The organism is Psychrobacter sp. TB55-MNA-CIBAN-0194, assembly GCF_040309505.1.
GTDB classification, from domain to species: domain Bacteria; phylum Pseudomonadota; class Gammaproteobacteria; order Pseudomonadales; family Moraxellaceae; genus Psychrobacter; species Psychrobacter fozii.
Window position 1 is genome coordinate 1 of the sequence record NZ_JBEOOW010000861.1, and the last position, 231, is coordinate 231.

General features: G+C 47.6%; 1 protein-coding gene. It reads left to right on the plus strand.

The features are described 5' to 3' along the window. Positions 1-231: dihydroxy-acid dehydratase domain-containing protein (locus AAEY75_RS17380; RefSeq protein ID WP_352260440.1), on the plus strand; the 231-nt coding region annotated here is incomplete at both ends.

Genomic DNA, 231 nt, shown 5'->3' on the forward strand with positions numbered 1-231 from the left:
GCATTATGGCGTGCAACAGGCATGACCGACACCGACTTTGGTAAACCAATTATTGCTGTGGTTAACTCATTTACACAATTTGTGCCGGGGCATGTGCATCTTAATCAGCTCAGTGAACTAATGGCTGAAACCATCACCCAAGCGGGCGGTGTTCCAAAAGAATTTAATACCATCGCCATAGATGACGGTATTGCCATGGGGCACGGCGGTATGCTTTATTCACTGCCATCG